Source organism: Candidatus Arsenophonus phytopathogenicus (genome assembly GCF_056113345.1).
On record NZ_JBUIOB010000017.1, the window covers coordinates 499,007 to 520,589 of the forward strand.

Annotated in this window: 13 protein-coding genes and 6 pseudogenes; 6 read left to right on the plus strand and 13 right to left on the minus strand. The window is 37.1% G+C overall.

Annotated elements, in window-relative coordinates:
* Positions 1-302: 302 nt before the first annotated feature.
* Complete coding sequence (murI, locus tag AC01GB_RS05935; protein WP_474451007.1) at positions 303-1,142, minus strand: glutamate racemase; 840 nt, start codon at positions 1,140-1,142, stop codon at positions 303-305.
* A 340-nt stretch (positions 1,143-1,482) separates the two neighbouring features.
* On the opposite strand from murI, the gene trmA reads away from it, so the two are divergent.
* Entirely contained in the window at positions 1,483-2,586 is a 1,104-nt protein-coding gene (trmA, locus tag AC01GB_RS05940; protein WP_474451008.1) for a tRNA (uridine(54)-C5)-methyltransferase TrmA, read from the plus strand.
* Between the two features lie 226 nt (positions 2,587-2,812).
* Here trmA and fabR read toward each other — a convergent pair whose 3' ends face one another.
* Positions 2,813-3,454: an HTH-type transcriptional repressor FabR gene (gene fabR / locus AC01GB_RS05945; protein ID WP_474451010.1), complete on the minus strand. Its 642-nt coding sequence runs from the start codon at positions 3,452-3,454 to the stop codon at positions 2,813-2,815.
* Between the two features lie 211 nt (positions 3,455-3,665).
* Between fabR and sthA the strand changes: the two genes are divergently transcribed.
* Positions 3,666-5,063, plus strand: coding sequence for a Si-specific NAD(P)(+) transhydrogenase (gene sthA, locus AC01GB_RS05950; RefSeq protein ID WP_474451011.1), 1,398 nt, complete (start codon positions 3,666-3,668; stop codon positions 5,061-5,063).
* A 35-nt stretch (positions 5,064-5,098) separates the two neighbouring features.
* Here sthA and oxyR read toward each other — a convergent pair whose 3' ends face one another.
* Complete coding sequence (oxyR, locus tag AC01GB_RS05955; protein ID WP_474451012.1) at positions 5,099-6,001, minus strand: DNA-binding transcriptional regulator OxyR; 903 nt, start codon at positions 5,999-6,001, stop codon at positions 5,099-5,101.
* Between the two features lie 624 nt (positions 6,002-6,625).
* On the opposite strand from oxyR, the pseudogene argE reads away from it, so the two are divergent.
* The 4 genes and pseudogenes from argE (at position 6,626) to glnG (ending at position 12,043) form a co-directional block, all read left to right on the plus strand.
* Positions 6,626-7,751 (plus strand): annotated as a pseudogene (gene argE, locus AC01GB_RS05960) (acetylornithine deacetylase).
* A gap of 291 nt (positions 7,752-8,042) precedes the next feature.
* Complete coding sequence (gene glnA, locus AC01GB_RS05965; protein ID WP_474451013.1) at positions 8,043-9,452, plus strand: glutamate--ammonia ligase; 1,410 nt, start codon at positions 8,043-8,045, stop codon at positions 9,450-9,452.
* Positions 9,453-9,601: 149 nt separating this feature from the next.
* Positions 9,602-10,631, plus strand: a pseudogene (glnL, locus tag AC01GB_RS05970) (nitrogen regulation protein NR(II)).
* 9 nt (positions 10,632-10,640) lie between these two features.
* Positions 10,641-12,043: pseudogene (gene glnG, locus AC01GB_RS05975) on the plus strand (nitrogen regulation protein NR(I)).
* 45 nt (positions 12,044-12,088) lie between these two features.
* Here glnG and hemN read toward each other — a convergent pair.
* The 10 genes and pseudogenes from hemN to pstC all read right to left on the minus strand — a co-directional run bounded on the left by hemN (position 12,089) and on the right by pstC (position 21,543).
* On the minus strand, positions 12,089-13,462 hold the full coding sequence (hemN, locus tag AC01GB_RS05980) for an oxygen-independent coproporphyrinogen III oxidase (protein ID WP_474451014.1): 1,374 nt from the start codon (positions 13,460-13,462) through the stop codon (positions 12,089-12,091).
* A gap of 270 nt (positions 13,463-13,732) precedes the next feature.
* Complete coding sequence (gene yihI / locus AC01GB_RS05985) at positions 13,733-14,236, minus strand: Der GTPase-activating protein YihI (RefSeq protein WP_474451016.1); 504 nt, start codon at positions 14,234-14,236, stop codon at positions 13,733-13,735.
* A gap of 163 nt (positions 14,237-14,399) precedes the next feature.
* Entirely contained in the window at positions 14,400-15,728 is a 1,329-nt protein-coding gene (locus AC01GB_RS05990) for an NCS2 family permease (protein ID WP_474451017.1), read from the minus strand.
* 264 nt (positions 15,729-15,992) lie between these two features.
* Positions 15,993-16,712: an amino acid ABC transporter permease gene (locus AC01GB_RS05995; protein WP_474451019.1), complete on the minus strand. Its 720-nt coding sequence runs from the start codon at positions 16,710-16,712 to the stop codon at positions 15,993-15,995.
* 1 nt (position 16,713) lies between these two features.
* The gene (locus AC01GB_RS06000; RefSeq protein ID WP_474451021.1) at positions 16,714-17,448 is read right to left on the minus strand and encodes an amino acid ABC transporter permease; all 735 of its coding nucleotides are present in this window, start codon (positions 17,446-17,448) and stop codon (positions 16,714-16,716) included.
* 62 nt (positions 17,449-17,510) lie between these two features.
* Positions 17,511-18,335 (minus strand): transporter substrate-binding domain-containing protein, encoded by an 825-nt coding sequence (locus AC01GB_RS06005; protein WP_474451023.1) that lies wholly within the window; start codon positions 18,333-18,335, stop codon positions 17,511-17,513.
* A 165-nt stretch (positions 18,336-18,500) separates the two neighbouring features.
* Positions 18,501-19,217 (minus strand): annotated as a pseudogene (phoU, locus tag AC01GB_RS06010) (phosphate signaling complex protein PhoU).
* Between the two features lie 14 nt (positions 19,218-19,231).
* Positions 19,232-20,008, minus strand: a complete 777-nt coding sequence (gene pstB / locus AC01GB_RS06015; RefSeq protein WP_474451024.1) for a phosphate ABC transporter ATP-binding protein PstB — start codon at positions 20,006-20,008, stop codon at positions 19,232-19,234.
* Between the two features lie 65 nt (positions 20,009-20,073).
* A pseudogene (locus tag AC01GB_RS06020) lies at positions 20,074-20,586 on the minus strand (ABC transporter permease subunit); the annotation flags it as partial.
* A 1-nt stretch (position 20,587) separates the two neighbouring features.
* Positions 20,588-21,543, minus strand: a pseudogene (pstC, locus tag AC01GB_RS06025) (phosphate ABC transporter permease PstC).
* Positions 21,544-21,583: the final 40 nt, after the last annotated feature.

The following is a 21,583-nucleotide window of genomic DNA, read 5'->3' on the forward strand; positions in this document are numbered from 1 at the left end:
TGTCACTCTTCAAGACTTTAAAACCAAATATTTTTTGATGATGTCTTGCAAGTGCCCACACAGATTGTCTGATTAATTGTTAAAGAGCGTGCGACCTGGGCCGCGAGGTGGCGTGTATTACGCTTTTCACCTGTAAAGTCAAGTAGTTATTTCTACTCTTCTTTACCCTGCGTCAAGAAAATTCAATTCAATTGATTCGTTCTATACTGACTCAGTGGGGGCGCATTATAAGCAGTTTTACGCAGCTGGCAACCGTTATTTAAAAAAATTTGTCTAATTGGTTTATATTTCAACAAATCGGCTTAAATAGAAATTTTTTCTAACCGATTAAAACCTTCATTTATCAGTACAGGAATAAGCTTTTCAGCTTCAACATCCATTTTAGTGCAATAGGCGATATTTTTACTTTTTGTCAAAATCAAATTTTGATGGTTATTGATTAACCAAACCGCTCGTCTGGCAATTGCAGCGCCTGAATCAATGAGTCTGGTTCCGTCAAGCAGCACTTCTTTTAGTTCCGCCGATAATAACGGAAAGTGTGTACAACCGAGCACAATGGTGTCAGGGGGTTCTTTCATTTTTAACCACTGCTTTACAATGCGCACTAACGCTTCTTTTGAGATTACCTGATCATGAAGTTTTTTTTCTGCTAATTCGACTAATTCTGATGAAGCGATCATCTCAACTTTACAATCAACGGCAAATCGATCGATCAGTTCTCTAGTATAGTTTCCACTAACCGTTACCTTAGTTGCTAATAATCCAATAACGCCATTACGTGTTAATTTAGTTGCTGGTTTTATTGCGGGAACAACCCCAATAATTGGAAATTGAAAATGCGTTCTTAAAACAGGCAAACTGACCGTACTTGCCGTATTACAAGCAATAATTGCTATTGCTAGCTCATGTTTTTGTTGAATTTGATCGATGAAGCGAATAATACGTTCAATAATAAATTCTGCACTTTTCTCTCCATAAGGAAAAGCATCATTATCAAAAGCATAAATATAGTGTAAATCTGGCAATAGCTGTCTGACTTCACGATAAACAGATAACCCACCAACACCAGAATCAAAAATTAGAATAGTTGGCCGAGCCGTTTTCGACTGAGCAGAGGTTACTTTTTTTATTTCATTTTTCATTCATTTCATCACAATAATGAACAATATGCTGATAAGAAAATTGTTAGCAAAAATAGTCATGAGTAATTATACAGTAATAATAGATTGAATGAATCCTGTGCTGTTGTAATAATTGTCCGCTTGTTTTAAGACAATATTATAACCTATTTTTATTTTTGCATTACCGTCCAATATCGAAGAACTAAAACTTTACGACTCTTACTATCAATATTCAAAAAAATAGGCTTTAAAAAAACCTTTGTAATTACTATCTATAAATCGTGCACCAAAGCTAGACTTCACTTTCTCTTTCCCTACAATCTCACGATAGAAAATTTTTTATCAAGATGAATCTGAATACATGCTAAATAATTTGTCAATTACCCAATACAACTTGCAGCTAGCTGAAAAAATCAAATATTTAAACAGTATTATGCTGCCTTTTAATGCACCTGAGCCAGAAATTTTTCGTTCTGATCTTTCCCATTATAGAATGCGCGCTGAATTTCGCCTCTGGCATGAAGGACCAGATTTATTTCATATAATGTTTGATCAAACGACTAAACAACGTATAAGAATTGATCAATTACCTAGCGCTAGTAAATTAATTAATCAAATGATGCTTGCTTTAATTCCATTAATTAAAACTAAACCGCTTTTACGGTATAAACTCTTCCAAGTAGATTATTTATCAACATTAAGTAATAAGATTATTGTTTCATTAATTTACCATAAAAAATTGGAGCAAGAATGGATTGAACAAGCTAAACAATTACGTAGCGCTCTAATTAATCAAGGTTTTGATATACAGCTTATTGGACGCGCAGCAAAAACAAAAATTATATTAGAACAGGATCATATTGATGAGGTATTACCTATTGCAGGTAAGTCAATTATCTATCGCCAAATTGAAAATAGTTTTACCCAGCCCAATGCCGGAATAAATATCAAAATGTTAGAATGGGCGATTAATATTACTAAAAACACAAAAGGTGATTTACTGGAGCTTTATTGTGGAAACGGTAATTTTTCTATCGCACTAGCACAAAATTTTAATCGTGTGCTGGCAACCGAGATTGCAAAACCATCAGTAGCAGCAGCTCAATATAATATTGAAGCTAATAAAATTAATAATGTAAAAATTATTCGAATGTCAGCAGAAGATTTTACCCAAGCAATACGAGGTGAGCGTCAGTTTAAACGCCTTGAAGATGTTGATTTAACAAGTTATAAATGTGAGACTATTTTAATCGATCCGCCTCGCTGTGGTTTAGATGAAAAAACGCTTGAATTAGTACAAAAATATCCACGTATTCTTTATATATCCTGTAATCCTAATACACTTTGTCACAATTTAAATACACTCAATAAAACTCATAAAATTGATCGATTAGTGTTATTTGATCAATTTCCTTATACCCACCATATTGAATGCGGTGTTTTACTTGAGAAAAAACATATTTGAATGAGATAAAAACGCCATTAAAAAATATGGCGTTTTATTTTATAAGTCATAACAGCAAAAAATCTATCTAATGATAGCTAATATTATTTTTATTCTAAGAATATATTAAATAATATTGATATAAACAATATTTCTCTAACATTCATAATATTAAAAGTCATTTAAAAAACTAATATAGAAAACACCAATAAATAATTGCAATTTTTGGTTTACTGCAAAAAATTATTTATAATTTAATATTATGTTTTTCCTGTTCACGACGATACCAATAATAGGCTCCGCGAGCGATCATTCTAAGCTGTAAAACTAATCGTTCTTCCAAAAGCTGCCTTTTTTCCTGATCAATATCTAATGCTTCTGCCCCCGCACTAAATACTATAGTAACCATGGCTTCGGCTTCAATTTCAGTAAAATACCGAGGCATATTACTTTCCTGTTGCAAGTAGTCGGCCAATTCAGCAATAAAATGCTGAATTTCTCTGGCAACTGCCGCACGAAATTCAGCCGATGTACCTGAACGTTCACGCAGCAATAATCGAAAGGCATTCGGATTATTACCAATAAATTCCATAAAAGTAGCAACAGATGTTCGAATAATACTGCCACCTTTTGCAATACGCTGTCGTGCTTGACGCATTAATTGACGGAGCATAAGACCGCTTTCATCAACCATAGTCAATCCTAATTCATCAACATCACGAAAATGTCGATAAAAAGAAGTCGGTGCAATACCCGCTTCTCGGGTAACCTCACGTAAGCTGAGACTAGTAAAGCTACGCTCAGCACTCAATTGACTAAAAGCCGCTTCTATCAGAGAACGACGCGTTTTTTCTTTCTGCTTTGCTCTGACTCCTGTAATATTACTCACAGTAATTAATATACCTCTTCGATAATAATGTAACTAGGCTACTATACCAAATTTTAACAGATTTGCAGTGTCCTTAAGTTTAACTAGTATATAAGGAATTTCTGTTATTTATTAAAATGTAAAGCCTGAATCTTATATTTAAGCTTAATTAAAGAAGATAATGTTAATCTGAGTTGTCTATTCGTATTTACATAATAATAGGTTATACCGAATGCCACAGATTCAATTTGATACTATCGTTATTGGTTCCGGCCCCGGGGGAGAAGGTGCAGCAATGGGGTTGGTAAAACAAGGGAAAAAAATCGCAGTCATTGAACGTTATAATAAAATTGGTGGTGGTTGTACCCACTGGGGAACCATTCCTTCTAAAGCGCTTCGGCACGCGGTCAGCCGAATTATCGAATTTAATCAAAATCCATTATACAGCGATAAATCCCGGCTTTTACGCTCTTCTTTCTCCGACATTCTTAAACAAGCCGAGACCGTAATTAATCAACAAACACATATGCGGCAAGGATTTTACGAACGAAATGGTTGCAAAATGTTTGCCGGTGAAGCCTCTTTCATTGACCAACATACTTTAAAAGTTCTTTATAATGATGGTACCTACGATACTCTATATGCTGAAAAAATCATTATCGCAACCGGCTCTCGTCCATACTGTCCTCCCGATGTCGATTTTCAGCATTCACGCATTTACAATAGCGATTCAATTTTAACTCTCAATCATGAACCCCACCATGTTATTATTTATGGTGCAGGGGTAATTGGCTGTGAATATGCTTCAATTTTTAGAGGATTAGGGGTAAAAGTTGATCTTATTAATACCCGTGATCACCTTCTGTCGTTTTTAGACCAAGAAATGTCAGACGCTTTATCATATCATTTTTGGAATAGTGGTGTTGTCATTCGCCATAATGAAGAATATGAAAAAATCGAAGGAACAGATGATGGCGTAATTATTCATCTGAAGTCAGGTAAAAAGGTTAAAGCCGATTGTCTATTATATGCTAATGGCCGTACAGGAAATACCGATAATCTAAATTTAGAAAATATCGCTATTCCTATTGATAATCGAGGTCTGATTAAAGTTGATGCTACCTATCGTATTCATAATAAAAATATCTATGCTGTCGGCGATGTTATTGGCTATCCCAGTTTAGCTTCAGCGGCTTATGACCAAGGTCGTCTCGCTGCCCGCGCGATAACAACGGGCCACAGCGATACCCATTTAATTGAGGATATTCCTACCGGGATCTACACCATTCCAGAAATCAGTTCTGTCGGTAAAACAGAACAACAATTGACTGCCATGAAAATTCCTTATGAAGTCGGGCGTGCTCAATTTAAACATTTAGCCAGAGCACAAATTGCAGGTATGAATGTAGGCAGTTTAAAGATCCTATTTCATCGCGAAACATTAAAAATTCTAGGTATTCACTGCTTCGGTGAGCGTGCAGCAGAAATTATTCATATTGGCCAGGCAATTATGGAGCAAAAAGGTGAAGGTAATACTATTGAATATTTTGTTAATACTACCTTCAATTATCCAACTATGGCAGAAGCATTTCGGGTTGCCGCACTAAATGGATTAAACCGTCTCTTTTAACCCAATAAAGCTCAATATTAGTAGTAAGTAAACAATTAATTTTTACTATAGTATCGATACATTTGTTTACGAATGGCCTCAGCAAACTGCTCATGACAACTTCTAAGCGGTGAGCCAGGACGGTAAATTAAAACAACCGAACGTGAAGGAACAGGGTTAATACAATCAAGATAATAAACACCATCACGTTTTATCTCTTTCGGTACAGATAAATCTGGCAATAGTGTTATACCACTTCCAGCTGCCACCATGTTACGTAATGTCTCCAAACTGGTGGCGCGAAAGTGGGTATCATCTTTTGCCCCGACCTGAAAACAATATCCCATCGCTTGATCACGTAAACAGTGTCCATCTTCCAACATAAGTAATTTCTGTCCAACCAGCTCACGCATTTCAATTTCCTTACGATTGAACCATGGATGCCCTTCATAAATAGCTAATCGCATAGGTTCCTCATACAGAGGAATTTCAATAAAAGCTTCGGTCTCTTTCACTTGCGCTAATATTGCACAATCTAGTTTGCCATTATTTAATTGCGCTAACAGATGGTGTGTTTGTCCTTCATGTAAATACATCTCCAATTTAGGAAATAAACGGTGTAATTCTGGAATGATGTGAGGTAAAAGATAAGGTCCGATAGTAGGAATTAATCCTATGTGTAACGGGCCTGACATGCTTTCACCTTGTAAGGAAGCCATTTCCTGCAATATTTTAACTTCTCGCAATACTGTTCTGGCTTGTTCAACTAATAATAACCCCTGCTGAGTAAACAAAACCTTTCGGCTTGTCCGCTCTAATAACATAACACCTAAATCGTCTTCCAATTTACGAATTTGACCGCTGAGGGTCGGTTGACTAACATGGCAGGCATCTGCAGCACGTCGAAAATGTTTATGCTCAGCTAATGCAACAAGGTACTCCAAATCACGAATATTCATGCCTACTCCTTCCCTAAATAGAAATTTGATAGAATCAACCTATCTATTCATCATAATGGATCCAGTTTTCCTATCAACGAAAAAATTCGGCAAAAAAATTTATCTTCATAATTCATAGACAAAAACGAATAAATTAAACGCTTTCGCGGTGAGTTGTTTAGCGCCAATAACTGATTCTACTAAGCAGCTAATATTTCACAACTAAGTTGCGACCATAAATCAATGCTTCAACATCCTATTCATTGAAATTCAGCTTCACTAAGCATCGATTGAACACATCACCAATAAAGACTTCACTAAACTTTTATGAACAAATTAATGGTCATTGCTGAATTTAAATAGATATATTGAAATAATTATTTTATCAATAATATTATTATGTTAAAGAAAATATTTTTTTAATTCTTAAATAAAATCTTTATATCGAAATATATTAATCGACGATCCTATACGCCATTAATTTTCCTTTATCCTGTACATATCGTTGTTATCAATTAAAAGAAAAAATTAGTATCATCAACCCTCTCATTAATAAATCTTGTACACTGAACTAACATTAATTGTTGTATTTTTATTCAATTAAATGCATGAGTACTGAAATTTTAGTCATTAAGGCTTACAACAGTGAAAAGCAAACTGCCCACACTTATTGAGTTATACCGTCAATTAGTTCCCATACCATCAATTAGTTCTGTCGATGTAAGACGCGATCTAAGTAATGAAACATTAATTAATCTACTGGCAGAATGGCTTACGACACTAGGTGGTAAAATAACCATTCAACCTGTACCAGATAGCCGCCATAAATTCAATTTACTGGCTACTTTTGGCCAAGGAGAGGCTGGATTGCTACTTTGTGGGCAATACCGATACGGTTCCTTTTGATGACGGGCGCTGGACAAAAGATCCCTTCCAATTAACGGAATATAAAGACAAGTTATATGGTTTAGGCACCGCGGATATGAAAGGTTTTTTCGCTTTTATTATTGATACTTTACGCAATGTCGATATTGATCAGTTACAGCATCTCATCTATATTCTGGTAACCTCTGATGAAGAAACCGCCATGGCCGGATCACGTTATTTTGCTGCAACTGCAGAAATTCAGCCTGAATTAGCAATTATTGGTGAACCAACTTCATTGCGACCGATTCGCGCTCATAAGGGTCATATTGCCAATGCCATTCGTATTACCGGTCAATCTGGCCATTCAAGTGATCCGAAACAGGGTATCAATGCGATTGAGTTAATGCATGAAACCATTAGTCAGTTAATTTTGCTTAGAAATAGACTAAAAACCGATTACCACAACAAGGCATTTGATATTCCCTACCCAACAATGAATTTTGGACATATTCATGGGGGTGATGCAGTAAATCGAATTTGTGGGTGTTGTGAATTACATATCGATATTCGTCCACTACCCGGTCTGTCACTAAAAAATTTGGATGAATTGTTACATGCCGCACTTAAACCGATTAAACATCGTTGGCCTGATCGCTTAACTATCGAGGAACTTCATCCGCCTATTCCCGGTTTTGAATGCCCAATAAATCATAACATGGTGAAAATAATTGAAAATTTATTAGATAAAAAAGCTCAAACCGTTAATTACTGCACCGAAGCGCCCTTTATTCAAACGCGATGTCCAACATTAATATTAGGGCCAGGTTCGATAGAGCAGGCTCACCAACCTAATGAATTTATTGAACTTAAATATATAAAACCGACAATTGAATTACTTTCATAAATGATATCCCATTTTTGTTTGAAAAAAATAAACCACTAAATAGGGAATAAAATAAGACCAGCTCTATCTTTTTTTCGACTACTGCACCATAATTGTGCTTTAATAGCATCCAATTTACACAATAATAGTGCAATTTATTATTCAATTTATGATTATTTTTACTAATAAATCATTAAAAAAGCATCTATTATCAGTTATAAAATTTGGCATGATTTTCGCGTAATGAATAATTAACTATAGTAAAACTTTTTGGCGCTATGTTCAAAATAGGATCCAATCAGGAGAATCTTTATGTCTGTTGAGCATGTTTTATCCATGATCAAAGAGCACCATGTTAAATATATTGATCTACGCTTTACCGATACCAGAGGTAAAGAACAACATATCACTATCCCTGCTCACCAAATTAACCAAGATTTCTTTGAAGAAGGTAAAATGTTTGACGGTTCGTCAATTGCCGGTTGGAAAGGAATTAATGAGTCAGATATGATGCTTATGCCTGATCCTGAGACGGCAGTATTAGATCCTTTTTTTAGTGATTCAACCCTAATTATTCGCTGTGATATCCTAGAGCCCCACACTCATCAGGGCTACGAACGAGATCCACGTTCAATTTCTAAACGCGCCGAAAATTTCTTACGTACTAGCGGTATTGCAGATACGATATTATTTGGACCTGAACCTGAATTCTTTGTGTTTGACAATATTCGCTTTGGTAACAATATTTCTGGTGCTTATTATCATATCGATGATGTTGAAGCAGCCTGGAATTCTGGCGCACATTATGAAGATGGTAATAAAGGCCATCGGCCAAGCGTTAAAGGTGGTTATTTTCCTGTCCCTCCCGTTGACTCTTCACAAAATATGCGCTCCGCTATGTGTTCCACCATGGAGAAAATGGGATTAATTGTTGAAGCACACCACCATGAAGTCGCCACCGCAGGCCAAAACGAGGTTGCTACCCGTTTTAATACCATGACTAAAAAGGCCGATGAAACACAAATATACAAATACGTGGTGCACAATATTGCCCATTCTTTTGGTAAAACAGCAACATTTATGCCAAAACCACTAGTGGGTGATAATGGCTCTGGTATGCACTGTCATATGTCACTGGAAAAAAATGGCAGCAACTTGTTTGCCGGTGATAAATATAGCGGGCTATCTGAAATGGCACTTTATTATATTGGCGGTATTATTAAACATGCGCGAGCTTTAAATGCCTTTACTAATCCAACCACCAACTCTTATAAGCGTCTGGTGCCAGGTTTTGAAGCACCTGTAATGTTGGCTTACTCCGCACGTAATCGTTCAGCTTCTATTCGCATTCCAATCGTTGCTAATCCTAGAGCATCGCGTATTGAAGTTCGTTTCCCAGACCCGGCTGCCAATCCGTACTTAGCCTTTGCGGCACAATTGATGGCAGGTCTCGATGGAATTATTAATAAAATTCATCCGGGTAAAGCAATGGACAAAAATTTATATGATTTACCCGCAGAAGAAGCACAAGAGATCCCAACCGTTGCCAGTTCACTGGAAGAAGCACTACAGGCATTGGATGCTGATCGGGAATTTTTGAAACGGAGTGCAGTATTTACTGATAAAACGATCGATGCTTATATCAACTTATTAAAAGATGATGTTCAACGTATTCGGATGGCACCTCACCCATTAGAGTTCGAAATATACTACAGCGTTTGATAAGCCATTCTCCGCTGAGTATTTTTGTTGTGTTGTAATATTTACCTCATCTTTTGATGAGGTTTTTTCTGCATAAAAATTAAACAAAAACTCTTGGTTTATACTCAAATATGTTAATATGCACTAAAAAGGTGCAGGAGTAAGACCAAGTGAAAATTGATAATTTACCAATTGGCGATCATATTTTAGATTGTTTATTGCATAATATTCTATTACTCGATAATGAACTCATCATCCATTACGCTAATCATGCTAGCCGCCAATTTTTTTAGCTAGCCCAAGAAAATTACTAGGTACACCGCTACCAGTACTGTTTGATTATTGTTCGCTTAATATGGATTTAATGCAAAAAAAAATCTAAGCTTTACCGATAATGACGTTACTCTGGTTATTAATAATCACTCTTATATCGTGACTATCAGTGCGCAGCCCATTTCACCATGCTTTATTTTGCTAGAATTTTCGCCAGTCAATCAACATCGCCGTTTAGATCAAGAACAATCATTACAAAGCGCATCGCGTGAGTTAATCCCTACTTTAGCTCATGAGATAAAAAATCCATTAGGTGGTTTACGTGGAGCAGCTCAGCTGTTAGCCAAAAACCTTTCTAATTCTAATCAGTTGGAATATACCCAAGTTATTATTGAGCAAGCCGATCGCTTGCGTAATTTAGTTGATCGTCTACTTGGCCCCCAACATCCTGGCGCAAAAACAAAACAGAATATTCATCAAGTTGTTGAGCGTACTTACCATTTAATATCACTGACACTACCGGAAAATATTAAACTAATAAAAGATTATGATCCCAGTTTACCTGAGTTTCCACACTATCCGGAACAAATTGAACAGGTATTACTCAATTTAAGCCAAAACGCGATACAAGCAATGGAAGAAAACGGCGGAACCTTGACTATACGGACTCGCACCGCATTTCAAGTGACATTACATGGAAAAACGTATCGACTTGCTGCCCGGATCGATATTGAAGATAATGGTCCAGGCATCCCGTCACAGATACAAGATACGCTGTTCTATCCAAGGGTCAGTCATCGTAAAGGTGGCAATGGTTTAGGACTCTCAATTGCACAAAATATTATTGACCAGCATGCTGGCAGGATCGAATTTTCCAATTGGCCTGGCCATACACAATTTTCGATTTATCTTCCTATTAAGAATTAGGTAACTGATATGCAAAAAGGTACGGTGTGGATCGTTGATGATGATAATGCCATTTGTTGGGTTTTAGAACGAGCGTTAAATAATGCCAGCATGGAATGTCGCAGTTTCGAAGATATTCAAAGTGTACTGGCTGCATTAGAGAAAACCTGTCCGGATGTTTTAATCTCTGATATCCATATGCCAGAAAACGATGGATTATCATTACTGACACGACTTAAACAAAGTCATCCTAAATTACCGATTATTATTATGACTGCCCATTCAGATCTCAATACCGCAGTTAATGCCTATCAACAAGGTGCTTTTGATTATTTGCCAAAACCTTTCGATATTGACGAAACGATATCGTTGGTTGAACGCGCACTTAATTATTATCGCAATCAACAACCGAGTAGTGGATCAAATTCTTTTCCGACCGCTCCTGTCACCAAGATTATTGGTGAAGCACCAGCCATGCAAGAAGTTTATCGAATTATCGGTCGCTTATCCCGCTCCTCAATTAGTGTACTTATTAATGGTGAGTCAGGCACTGGTAAAGAGTTAATTGCGGATGCACTTCATCGCCATAGTCCTAAAGCAGCAGAGCCTTTTATTGCGTTAAATATGGCGGCTATCCCTAAAGATCTGATTGAATCTGAGTTATTTGGTCATGAAAAAGGCGCTTTTACTGGCGCCAGTCAGGTCAGGCAAGGACGCTTCTAGCAAGCACATGGTGGTTCACTTTTCCTCGATGAAATTGGTGACATGCCACTTGATATTCAAACTCGCCTTTTACGCGTATTGGCTGAAGGCCAGTTTTATCGGGTTGGTGGTTATACACCGATTAAAGTTGATGTCCGTATTATTGCCGCAACCCACCAATGCCTTGAGCAACTAGTACAAGAAGGAAAATTTAGAGAAGATCTCTTTCATCGCCTCAATGTGATCCGCATTCCGCTTCCACCATTGCGTGAACGGACTGCAGATATTCCACATTTGGCCAGCCATTTTTTACGCCAAACAGCACAAGAACTTGGCGTCGAGAGCAAAATTTTGGCACCACAGACAGAAACTATCTTAATGTCTTTACCTTGGACGGGTAATGTACGCCAGTTAGAAAATGTCTGTCGTTGGCTTACAGTGATGTCTTCCAGCCAAGCGATTTGAAACAAAATCAACAATTTCTCTATTCGCCTAAAAAGAAACCTGCGGCAAATAACGAAATATGGCTTGATCCACTTGCCAATTGGACAAAAGCCGCACTCGAAAATAATAAACAGAATTTACTACAGGAAGTTTTACCGCAGATTGAACATACAATGCTTGAATGCGCTTTAATCCATACCAAAGGCCATAAACAAGAAGCCGCTCGCTTACTCGGCTGGGGGAGAAATACTATTACTCGTAAATTGAAAGAATTTGGTATCGAGTAGTAAAAAAGAGCTGAAGTGTACAGCTAGACTATCCTCTGTAATCAACTAAATCACACGTGAAAATTGACGTTGACGCATTTGGTTGCGCAAATAAATATCAAAACACATACATATATTACGAATTAATAATCGGCCTTTAGGAGTAATTTGTAGCTGTCTTTGACCAACAATCACCAAACCATCTGCTATCATCGGTTGTAATAACTGTAAATCTGCAGAAAAATAATTTTTAAAATCAATCTGATAGCAATCTTCAATTTGACCATAATCTAAATGAAAATTGCAGATCAAAGTTTTGATGACATCACGTCGAATACAGTCATCCTGTGTCAAAGATAAACCTTTCCACAATGCATGTTGATGATTTTCAATGGCCTGATAGTAAGCGCTTAAATCTTTTTGATTTTGTGCATAATGATCGCCTAACATGCTAATTGCTGACACACCAAGTCCGAGTAGATCACAGTTTTGCTGAGTGGTATAGCCCTGAAAATTACGATGTAAAACCCCATTACGTTGTGCAATAGCCAGTTCGTCGTTAGGTTTAGCAAAATGATCCATACCAATAAATTGATAACCATTTTGTGTTAAGCTGAAAATCGTTTGCTGCAAAATAGCCAGTTTTTGTTCCGCTGTCGGTAAATCTTCCGGTTTTATTTTGCGTTGTGCAGCAAAGAGAGCCGGTAAATGGGCATAATTAAACACACTTAAACGATCAGGCGAAAGGGCTAATACTCGCTCTAAAGTAAAAACAAACGTTTCCGCTGTCTGTTTCGGTAAACCATAAATCAAATCGATACTGGTAGAACTAAACCCCGTGTCTCTGGCTCGTTGAATCAAAGCGAAAATAAAATCTTCATCCTGCTGGCGGTTAACTAAATGCTGTACCTGTTTATTAAAATCCTGTACGCCCATACTCAAGCGGTTAAAACCCTCGTAGCGCAAGTGATCAATAACATCCAATTCTATTTCTCGCGGATCAATTTCAATTGATATTTCGGCATCGGTGGCAAAATAAAAATGTGATTTCAACATTGCCAATAGTTGGCTGATCTGGGATTTACTCAAATAGGTTGGTGTCCCACCGCCCCAGTGCATTTGGGTAACAGTACGATTAGTAAATAATTTCGCTTGTTCTATGATCTCTTTTGCTAAAACCAGCAGATAGTTATCTACTTTATGTTTATGACGAGTCACCAACTTATTACAGGCACAGAAATAACACAGCTTATGACAAAACGGAATGTGTACATAAAGAGACAGAGGTCTGTCAGGATAGCGACTGGCAGCAATAGCGAAATCACTATCACTGTAGTGTTGATTAAATTCTAACGCAGTAGGATAAGATGTATATCTGGGCCCAGCATAGTTATATTTTTGAATAAGGGAGAGATCCCAAATAATACCCTGCTCTGACATATTTTTATCCTTCAATAATAACTATCTGCTATCTTATAGCCAGACTCACATTACTGTATTTGTTGCCACTATCTTAACTGATGAGGGATTATCTTAAGATGATGTAAATGGAATAATAATCCAATTAACCAAACTATTTAAGATCAGTAATATTGATAATCAAAGATAATTATTGATAAGTTATTTATGATTAATCAGTAATAAATATTACTATTTTATTAGGCAGTAACACCCATTTTTACTATTAAATAGTTATGAAACAAACAATGCTTACTTCCCTTTCAAAAGCCGCATAATATCATCTGGTTTATCATCATCTTCTTCGTCATCAAGCTCAATACCAACTATTTTCAGCAAAGTATCAATACGATCCAATTTACTATCAACATAAGTCATTTCATCTTTGGCCAATTTTTTACCTTCTTCAAGATCAGTTAATAACGCGGCCAGACGTTCATCATTTTCCAATAATACCAACTCTTCTGCGGGTGATAATATTGATTTTTCTACCTTGTTTATTTTTTTCTTGTTGGTATTTAAGGATTTTTCTTCTTTAGCATCAATGAGTTGAGGGATCGGTTTCTTACTACCAATGCGCGGATCTTTCTCCATTGATGGATAATTGTTATTTTGTGCATTAGATCTTTCTTGATAACGATTACCTGCTATATGGCCACGCTTTTTTTTCTGTTTTTTTCGTTCACGACTGGCTAAATTTAGCGATTCACGATTTTTTTTCATCTTGTTAGCTGCTTTTTTCTTATGCTCCGACATAACGGGTTTTCTCTCATTGCTGATTTTCAATTCTATATTTAACACAAGAATATGATATGTGGAAGACTTATACTAGATACGGTAAAATTAGAATAAATAAAAACTTGGATATAATAATTATCGAAGTAATGTAAATAAATTATTCAGTTATTTATTAATGCTATTACACATCAACCAAAATAATTTTTGCAATAAATAACAGCGAAACAATAACGACTGCCAAACCAATTTCACGCCACCGTCCTGTTCCTATTTTCATGACACAGTAAGCAATAAAACCTAACGCGATACCTTCAGTGATGGAAAAACTAAAAGGCATCATAACCGCTGTGATAAAAGCGGGTACTGACTCGGTTAAATCATTCCACGCAACACGTGTTAGACTCGACGTCATTAAGACACCAACATAGATCAGTGCGCCAGCTGTTGCATAGGCGGGTACCATACTAGCTAGCGGTGAAATAAAAATTGTTAATAAAAATAGCGCGCCAACCACAATTGCGGTTAATCCAGTACGTCCACCTATCGCAACCCCAGAACTACTTTCAATATAGGCAGTTACTGCAGATGTTCCCATTGCGCTGCCTGCGACCGAACTTAAACTATCAACATAAAGCGCCTGTTTCATCTGCGGAAATTTACCTGTCTTATCAGCCAAACCCGCTTTATCGGTAACACCAATTAAGGTTCCTGAAGAATCAAAAAGGTTAATCAGCATGAAAGAGAAAATAATGCCAGACAAAGCAACATCTAGTGAGCCAATCATATCAACATGTCCAATAACCGTCATGATGCTAGGTGGTAGCGCAAAAACACCATTATATTGGACATCACCGATAATCATCCCAATCAGCGTGGTGATCACAATAGAAACAAGCACCGCAGCATGAATATTGCGCGCCGCTAACACGACAATGATAAAAAATCCCAAGATCCCCAATAACACATTCGATTGGGAAAAATTACCAATCGCCACCAAGGTATCTGGATTAGCAACAATAATGCCAGCATTTTTCAATCCCATCATGGCAATAAATAAACCAATACCACTGGTAATACCAACCCGTAAGCTTAAAGGGATATGCGCAATGATCCAGTAGCGAATATGAAAAAGCGTTAAAAGAAATAAACCAACTGCTCCCCAGAAAATTGCTCCCATCGCCACTTGCCAGGAATAGCCCATAGCACCAACAACGACAAAAGCAAAAAAGGCATTTAATCCCATCGCAGGCGCAACAGCAACCGGTAAATTGGCGACTATCCCCATCATAATACTACCTAACGCTGCAACCAGGCAGGTAGTGACAAAAACAGCTTTAATATCCATTCCCGACATTGATATAATTTGCGGGTTAACAAAAACGATATAAACCATTGTCAAAAACGTCGTCAATCCGGCAATGATTTCTGTTCGAACTGTTGTGCCATGTTCATGTAATTTAAACATGCGCTGAAGCAGACTCTGTTGTATGATCGGATCTGTTTTGTTCATATATTTAGCCTAATAAAAAAGTTTTTTCGCTCTATCCTACAATAAAATTAATCCAAGTAGTTAATTATAAAACAGAAAAAGGAAAACAATATCTGACATAATGATGCGAATGAATATTCAACACAGTCATTACGTTGAAATAAGGCTTCGTGGAATCAAAAAGAGAGTGATATAAATACCAACGGATCAACCACCCATGTTACCAATCTTTTACTTACCTCTAGAAGGCACAAGAAAGGATAACGGACATTAGAAACAAACCAACTAATTTGCTTGCTTGCCTGATAATAGAGCCTGTGACGACCGATTTTTTTCTAAACGACGTAAGATTTGATTTGCTATCATATCAAGTGAAAAACACATAATGAAATAGATTAAAGCAACAAATAGAAAAATTTCCATTGGATAAATCATTTCTCGATTATTTATTTGAGTGGCTAAAAATGATAATTCTGCCACTCCCACAATATAAGCCAATGAAGTATCTTTAATTAATGCAATCCACTGATTAATAAAAGAGGGGATCATCATCCGTAACGCTTGCGGCAATATAATATTCCACAATACCGCCCAACGGGTAAAACCTAGCGACATCCCCGCTTGCCATTGCCCTTGACCTATAGCCAAAATACCTGCTTTTACTCCATGCGCTAAATAAGCTGATGTGATCAAAGCTAAAGCACAAATTACGGTCGTCAATTCAGGAATATCCGTACCTAGTAAAACAGGTAATAAAAAGTAACTCCAAAAAATTAACATGATGACAGGTATAGCCCGAAAAAAGCCTAACACAGCTGCCAGTAAATTTGCCCACCAACCATTTAACATCGCCAGTGCAATTCCACCAGCAATACCGAGAAAAATAGAGATACTTCCTGCTAATAAACTTATTAACAGAGTCAGTGCTGCACCTTCTAAAGGGCCATCAGGAAATGTACCAAATAACAGATAGCGCCAATTTTCAGCAATCACTGTAAAATCCATGTTAATATCCCTTTATTAATAGACGCTGCTGGCGCCATTGTCCCCAAGCTTCCATCAAGGCAATAATGGCAATATAAAGAATTGTCGCCACACCAAACGCCGTAAAGGTTTGTAAACTTTGACTTTCAATCTGACGAGCAACATAAGAAAGTTCAGCAACACCAATTGCCATGGTTAGGGAAGAATTTTTTACAATATTCATATACTGCCCCAATAAAGGCGACATCGCGATTTTTAGCGCTTGGGGTAAAACCACATAACGCATGGCTTGCCAGCCAGATAAACCTAATGCTAATGCAGCAAATTTTTGTCCTTGCTTTACACCATAAATACCGGCTCTTAATTCTTCAGCAATAAAAGGCGTAGAGTAGAGAGTTAAGCCAATCAAACCTGCCAAAAATTCAAATGATGGCCATGTGAGCTTAATATCGAGAATAGTCAGCTGATGTGGTGTATTTAGCCATTGCATAACTGATTCTGGTAATATCGTTCCAGCAGCAAAGTACCAAAAAAAAAGCTGTATTAATAATGGCGTATTACGAAATAGTGAAATATAACTAATTGCTAACCAACGCAAAAATACGGTATGGCTATCTCTAGCAGCAACAACAAACCCTAGCAGGGTTGAGGCGACTATGGCACAAAATGAGATCCAAATAGTAATGAGTAAGCCCTGCCAAATCCAATCAAGATATTCAGGGGCTAATAGCTGGGTAGAGAAAAAATGTTCAAACATTTATGCAACCTATCTATGATGAAAGCACTCATTTAGGTATTTTTATTAAAAATAATATTTTTTTATTTTTCTAATGGTGCAAATTTAAAATCACCCCGAAGTAGTGCCGCTTTAGTTTCTGGACCAAACCAACGATTATAAATTATTTCTGCCTGACCATTTTTTTCTAATTTCAATAAAGTATTATTTACCGCTTTAATCAAATTCGTTTCACCTTTAGCTGCTGCTAATGCCTGATATTCACGTGTAAGACTAAAAGGTGAGATCTCATAATCTGCTTTAATTTTTGCCGATAAGTTCCCCAATAAACCAATCAGTTTGGCATCATCTTGCGTAATAGCTTGTACATTGCCATTTCGTAATGCAGCAAAAGCAAGCGGGGTGTCATCGTAAGATATTACTTTAGTATTAGGATAGCGTTCACGTAGAGCAACTTCCTGCACGGTTCCTTTATCTGCACCGATACGCAAAGGAATAATATCATCAGGCGTTTTTAATACCCCAATACGTGAGATAAATTTCTGCCCAGTAGCAAAATCAGGAATTGAAAACTCAACTTGTTTAGCACGTTCGTTGGTGATGGTAAAATTAGCCCCAATCAGATCCACTTTATCTGCTGTCAATAGCGGTATTCGATTCGCTGGATTAGTTGTACGCAATACTAATTTAACACCAAAATCTTTAGCAATCGCTTCTGCAATATCAATATCATAACCCACCAATTTTTTAGTTTTAGCATCAATAAAACCAAAGGGAGGATTACTATCAAAAACAGCAATACGGATCATACCGGCTTTTTTGATACTTTCCAATTTATCTGCTTTTGCCAACCCGGTAACCAAGGCTAATGTGACAAATAATACAGTTGCAACAAGATTGAATTTCATTTCACTATTACCTTTTACTGTCAATTTTTTTGTATATTTATGTTTATTCGAGTCAAATTATCAATTCACAGTTAGAACATGAAATAATATAAAAATCTATGATTATTCCAAAAAGGAATAACCATGAGCTAAAAAATAAACATTCAATAATCGCTGAAAAGCGTGTTAATGACCACCCTTAGTTAGCATTTTTTCTACAAAATTCGCACCTAAATGACGGAAATCTTGCCCTTTTAAATAATATAAAAATAAATTGACAAATGTTTTGGCAACGATCACCTATTCGCTCAATAGAGCGCGCGCAAAACAACGCTGTTAATACACTAGGAATAGTGCGAGGATCTTCCATCATATAAGTCATCAGTTGGCGAACAATACCTTCATACTCTTCATCAACCTTTTTATCTTCCAGATAAACGCCAATTTCCGCATCCAGATCTATACGGGCAAACGCATCCAACACATTATGTAACATTTGAATAGTATGCCCGCCTAAAGCTTCCAGACTAACAAGTAACGATTGATCTTACTCAGAAAACTTTTCCAACGCAACCTCACAAATCTTATCAGCCACATCGCCAATACGTTCAAGCTCAGCAATGGTTTTTGAAATCGCCATAATTAAACGTAAATCACTGGCAGTCGGTTGCCGCTTAGCAATAATGCATACACAAGCCTCATCAATCGCCACTTCCATCATATTGACTTTTTGATCATCCTCTATCACTTTTTTTGCCAAATTCTGATCTCGGTTATGTAAAGCTTCAATGGCATTTTTAAGTTGTTCTTCTACCAACCCATTTTTATTAATTCAGTGCGAATATGCTCCAACTCAGCATTAAACTGGCCAGAAATATGTTTGTTGTAATTTAGATTATCCATGGTAATACCCTATATTAACCGTAGCGGCCAGTAATATAATCCTCAGTCTGTTTCACTGTAGGTGTGGCAAACAAAGTATCTGTATCATTAAATGCAATCAGATCACCTAAATACATAAATGCTGTGTAGTCGGAGCAACGTGCGGCTTGCTGCATATTATGTGTGACCATTACCACGGTATATTCCGATTTCAGTTCACTTATCAACTCTTCAATACGTCCTGTTGAGATAGGGTCAAGTGCTGAACAAGGCTCATCTAATAGTAATATTTCTGGCCGGATCGCGATACCACGAGCAATGCACAACCGTTGCTGCTGACCGCCTGATAAACTATAGCCACTATGCGAAAATTTATCCTTCGTTTCATCCCAAAGGGCAGCTTTAGTTAACGCCCATTGAACACGTTCATCCATTTCAGCACGAGAAAGTTTTTCAAATAAACGCACCCCAAAAGCAATATTGTCATAGATTGACATCGGAAATGGTGTTGGTTTTTGAAAAACCATACCTACTCTGGCGCGCAATAACACAATATCTTGTTCATCAGTCAAAATATTAGTGCCATCCAACAAAATTTTACCTTCAGCATACTGCTCAGTATAAAGCTCAAACATCTTATTAAATGTACGTAACAGGGTAGATTTACCACAGCCTGAAGGACCAATAAAAGCCGTTACCTTATTCTCTGCAATATTTAATGAAATGTTTTTTAGCGCATGGAATTTGCCATAGTAGAAATTCAAGTCACGAACTTGAATTTTACCTTCTGCCATGTCATTAACTTTAATCATCAATTTGTCTCTTAAGTTTGTCATCTGTTACTAAAGAACTAATATTTTTTCTTGGCAAATAATACACGCGCTAAGATATTGATTAACAAAACACATAAAGTAATCAATAAAACACCTGCCCAACCAGAAAAATGCTGCATTCTGGCAACGATAATCATATAAACGAATAATCCAACCACAATTGATGGCGCAGACAGAAAAATATCATTAATAAAACGAATTATTTCTGCCAGCCAAGAACGACGTCCATATTCGGCCAAATAAATACCCGCCATAATGCCAAGGGGTGTGCCTAACACCGTAGCCCATAAAACCAGCAAACCACTACCTACAATCGCATTGGCTAATCCACCACCGGTAGAATTTGGTGGTGGCGTCATTTCAGTAAATAAACTCCAGGACATGCCTTCAACCCCTTTGGTTAACGTTGTAAATAAGATCCAAATTAACCAAAACAGACCAAATGCCATCGTGATCATCGAGAGCAACAGTGCAATCCGATTTTTTTGTCTCCGCCATGCCTGACGACATTGACGTTGTTTAATATTAATAGTTTTTGTTGTATCTGCCGTCACCATGTTAGCGCCCTTCATTTTTGGCTAAACGCATAATCATCAATTTAGAAAACGCGAGCACGATAAAAGTAATAACAAATAAAATTAAGCCTAACTCCATTAATGCAGCGGTATGTAATCCACTTTCCGCTTCAGCAAACTCATTTTCCAACGCAGAGGTAATACTATTTCCTAGCATGAAAAGTAAAAAACTATCTAGCTGATAAGTATTGCCAATAATGAAAGTGACTGCCATTGTTTCCCCTAAAGCTCGCCCTAACCCTAACATCACACCGCCGATCACACCATTACGCGTATAGGGCAATACGATATGCCAGATAACTTCCCAAGTCGTGCAGCCAATACCATAAGCAGATTCTTTCATCATAACTGGGGTCTGCTCAAAAACATCCCGCATCACTGAAGCAATATAAGGAATAATCATAATTGCCAGGATCACGCCAGCAGCTAAGATGCCGATACCTAAAGCCGGGCCTGAAAATAATTCACCAATAATTGGTATACCTGCCAAAACGTTACCAATCGGCTCTTGAAAATAAGTGGCAAATAGTGGCGCAAAAACAAACAATCCCCACATGCCATAAACAATACTCGGTATGGCCGCCAATAATTCAATCGCGATACTTAATGGTCGTTTTAACCAATTTGGTGATAATTCTGTTAAGAATAAAGCAATGCCAAAACTGACAGGCACTGCAATGATCAATGCAATTAACGACGCTACTACCGTGCCATAAATGGTCACTAGCGCACCAAATTCCTGGGCAGGAACATCCCAATCCTTTGACCAAAGAAAAGAAAAGCCAAACTTTTTGATACTTGGCCACGATTCAATAATCAAAGAAATAATAATTCCACTTAACATTAACAGTGTAATTAGTGCAGCTAGTTTAACGAGAGCACCAAAAATAATATCACCTTTTTTCCCGGTGCTTTATATGTCGTTAACTTCTCAGCCATTGTTTTTTCTCATTTTAATCCCCTTATATAACAAGGGGAT

Bases quoted from the DNA above. Each gene is read 5' to 3' on its own strand.
- murI (WP_474451007.1), bottom strand. From the start codon at position 1,142: ATGAAAAATGAAATAAAAAAAGTAACCTCTGCTCAGTCGAAAACGGCT.
- trmA (WP_474451008.1), top strand. From the start codon at position 1,483: ATGCTAAATAATTTGTCAATTACCCAATACAACTTGCAGCTAGCTGAA.
- sthA (WP_474451011.1), top strand. From the start codon at position 3,666: ATGCCACAGATTCAATTTGATACTATCGTTATTGGTTCCGGCCCCGGG.
- oxyR (WP_474451012.1), bottom strand. From the start codon at position 6,001: ATGAATATTCGTGATTTGGAGTACCTTGTTGCATTAGCTGAGCATAAA.
- glnA (WP_474451013.1), top strand. From the start codon at position 8,043: ATGTCTGTTGAGCATGTTTTATCCATGATCAAAGAGCACCATGTTAAA.
- hemN (WP_474451014.1), bottom strand. From the start codon at position 13,462: ATGTCAGAGCAGGGTATTATTTGGGATCTCTCCCTTATTCAAAAATAT.
- yihI (WP_474451016.1), bottom strand. From the start codon at position 14,236: ATGTCGGAGCATAAGAAAAAAGCAGCTAACAAGATGAAAAAAAATCGT.
- AC01GB_RS05990 (WP_474451017.1), bottom strand. From the start codon at position 15,728: ATGAACAAAACAGATCCGATCATACAACAGAGTCTGCTTCAGCGCATG.
- AC01GB_RS05995 (WP_474451019.1), bottom strand. From the start codon at position 16,712: ATGGATTTTACAGTGATTGCTGAAAATTGGCGCTATCTGTTATTTGGT.
- AC01GB_RS06000 (WP_474451021.1), bottom strand. From the start codon at position 17,448: ATGTTTGAACATTTTTTCTCTACCCAGCTATTAGCCCCTGAATATCTT.
- AC01GB_RS06005 (WP_474451023.1), bottom strand. From the start codon at position 18,335: ATGAAATTCAATCTTGTTGCAACTGTATTATTTGTCACATTAGCCTTG.
- pstB (WP_474451024.1), bottom strand. From the start codon at position 20,008: ATGATTAAAGTTAATGACATGGCAGAAGGTAAAATTCAAGTTCGTGAC.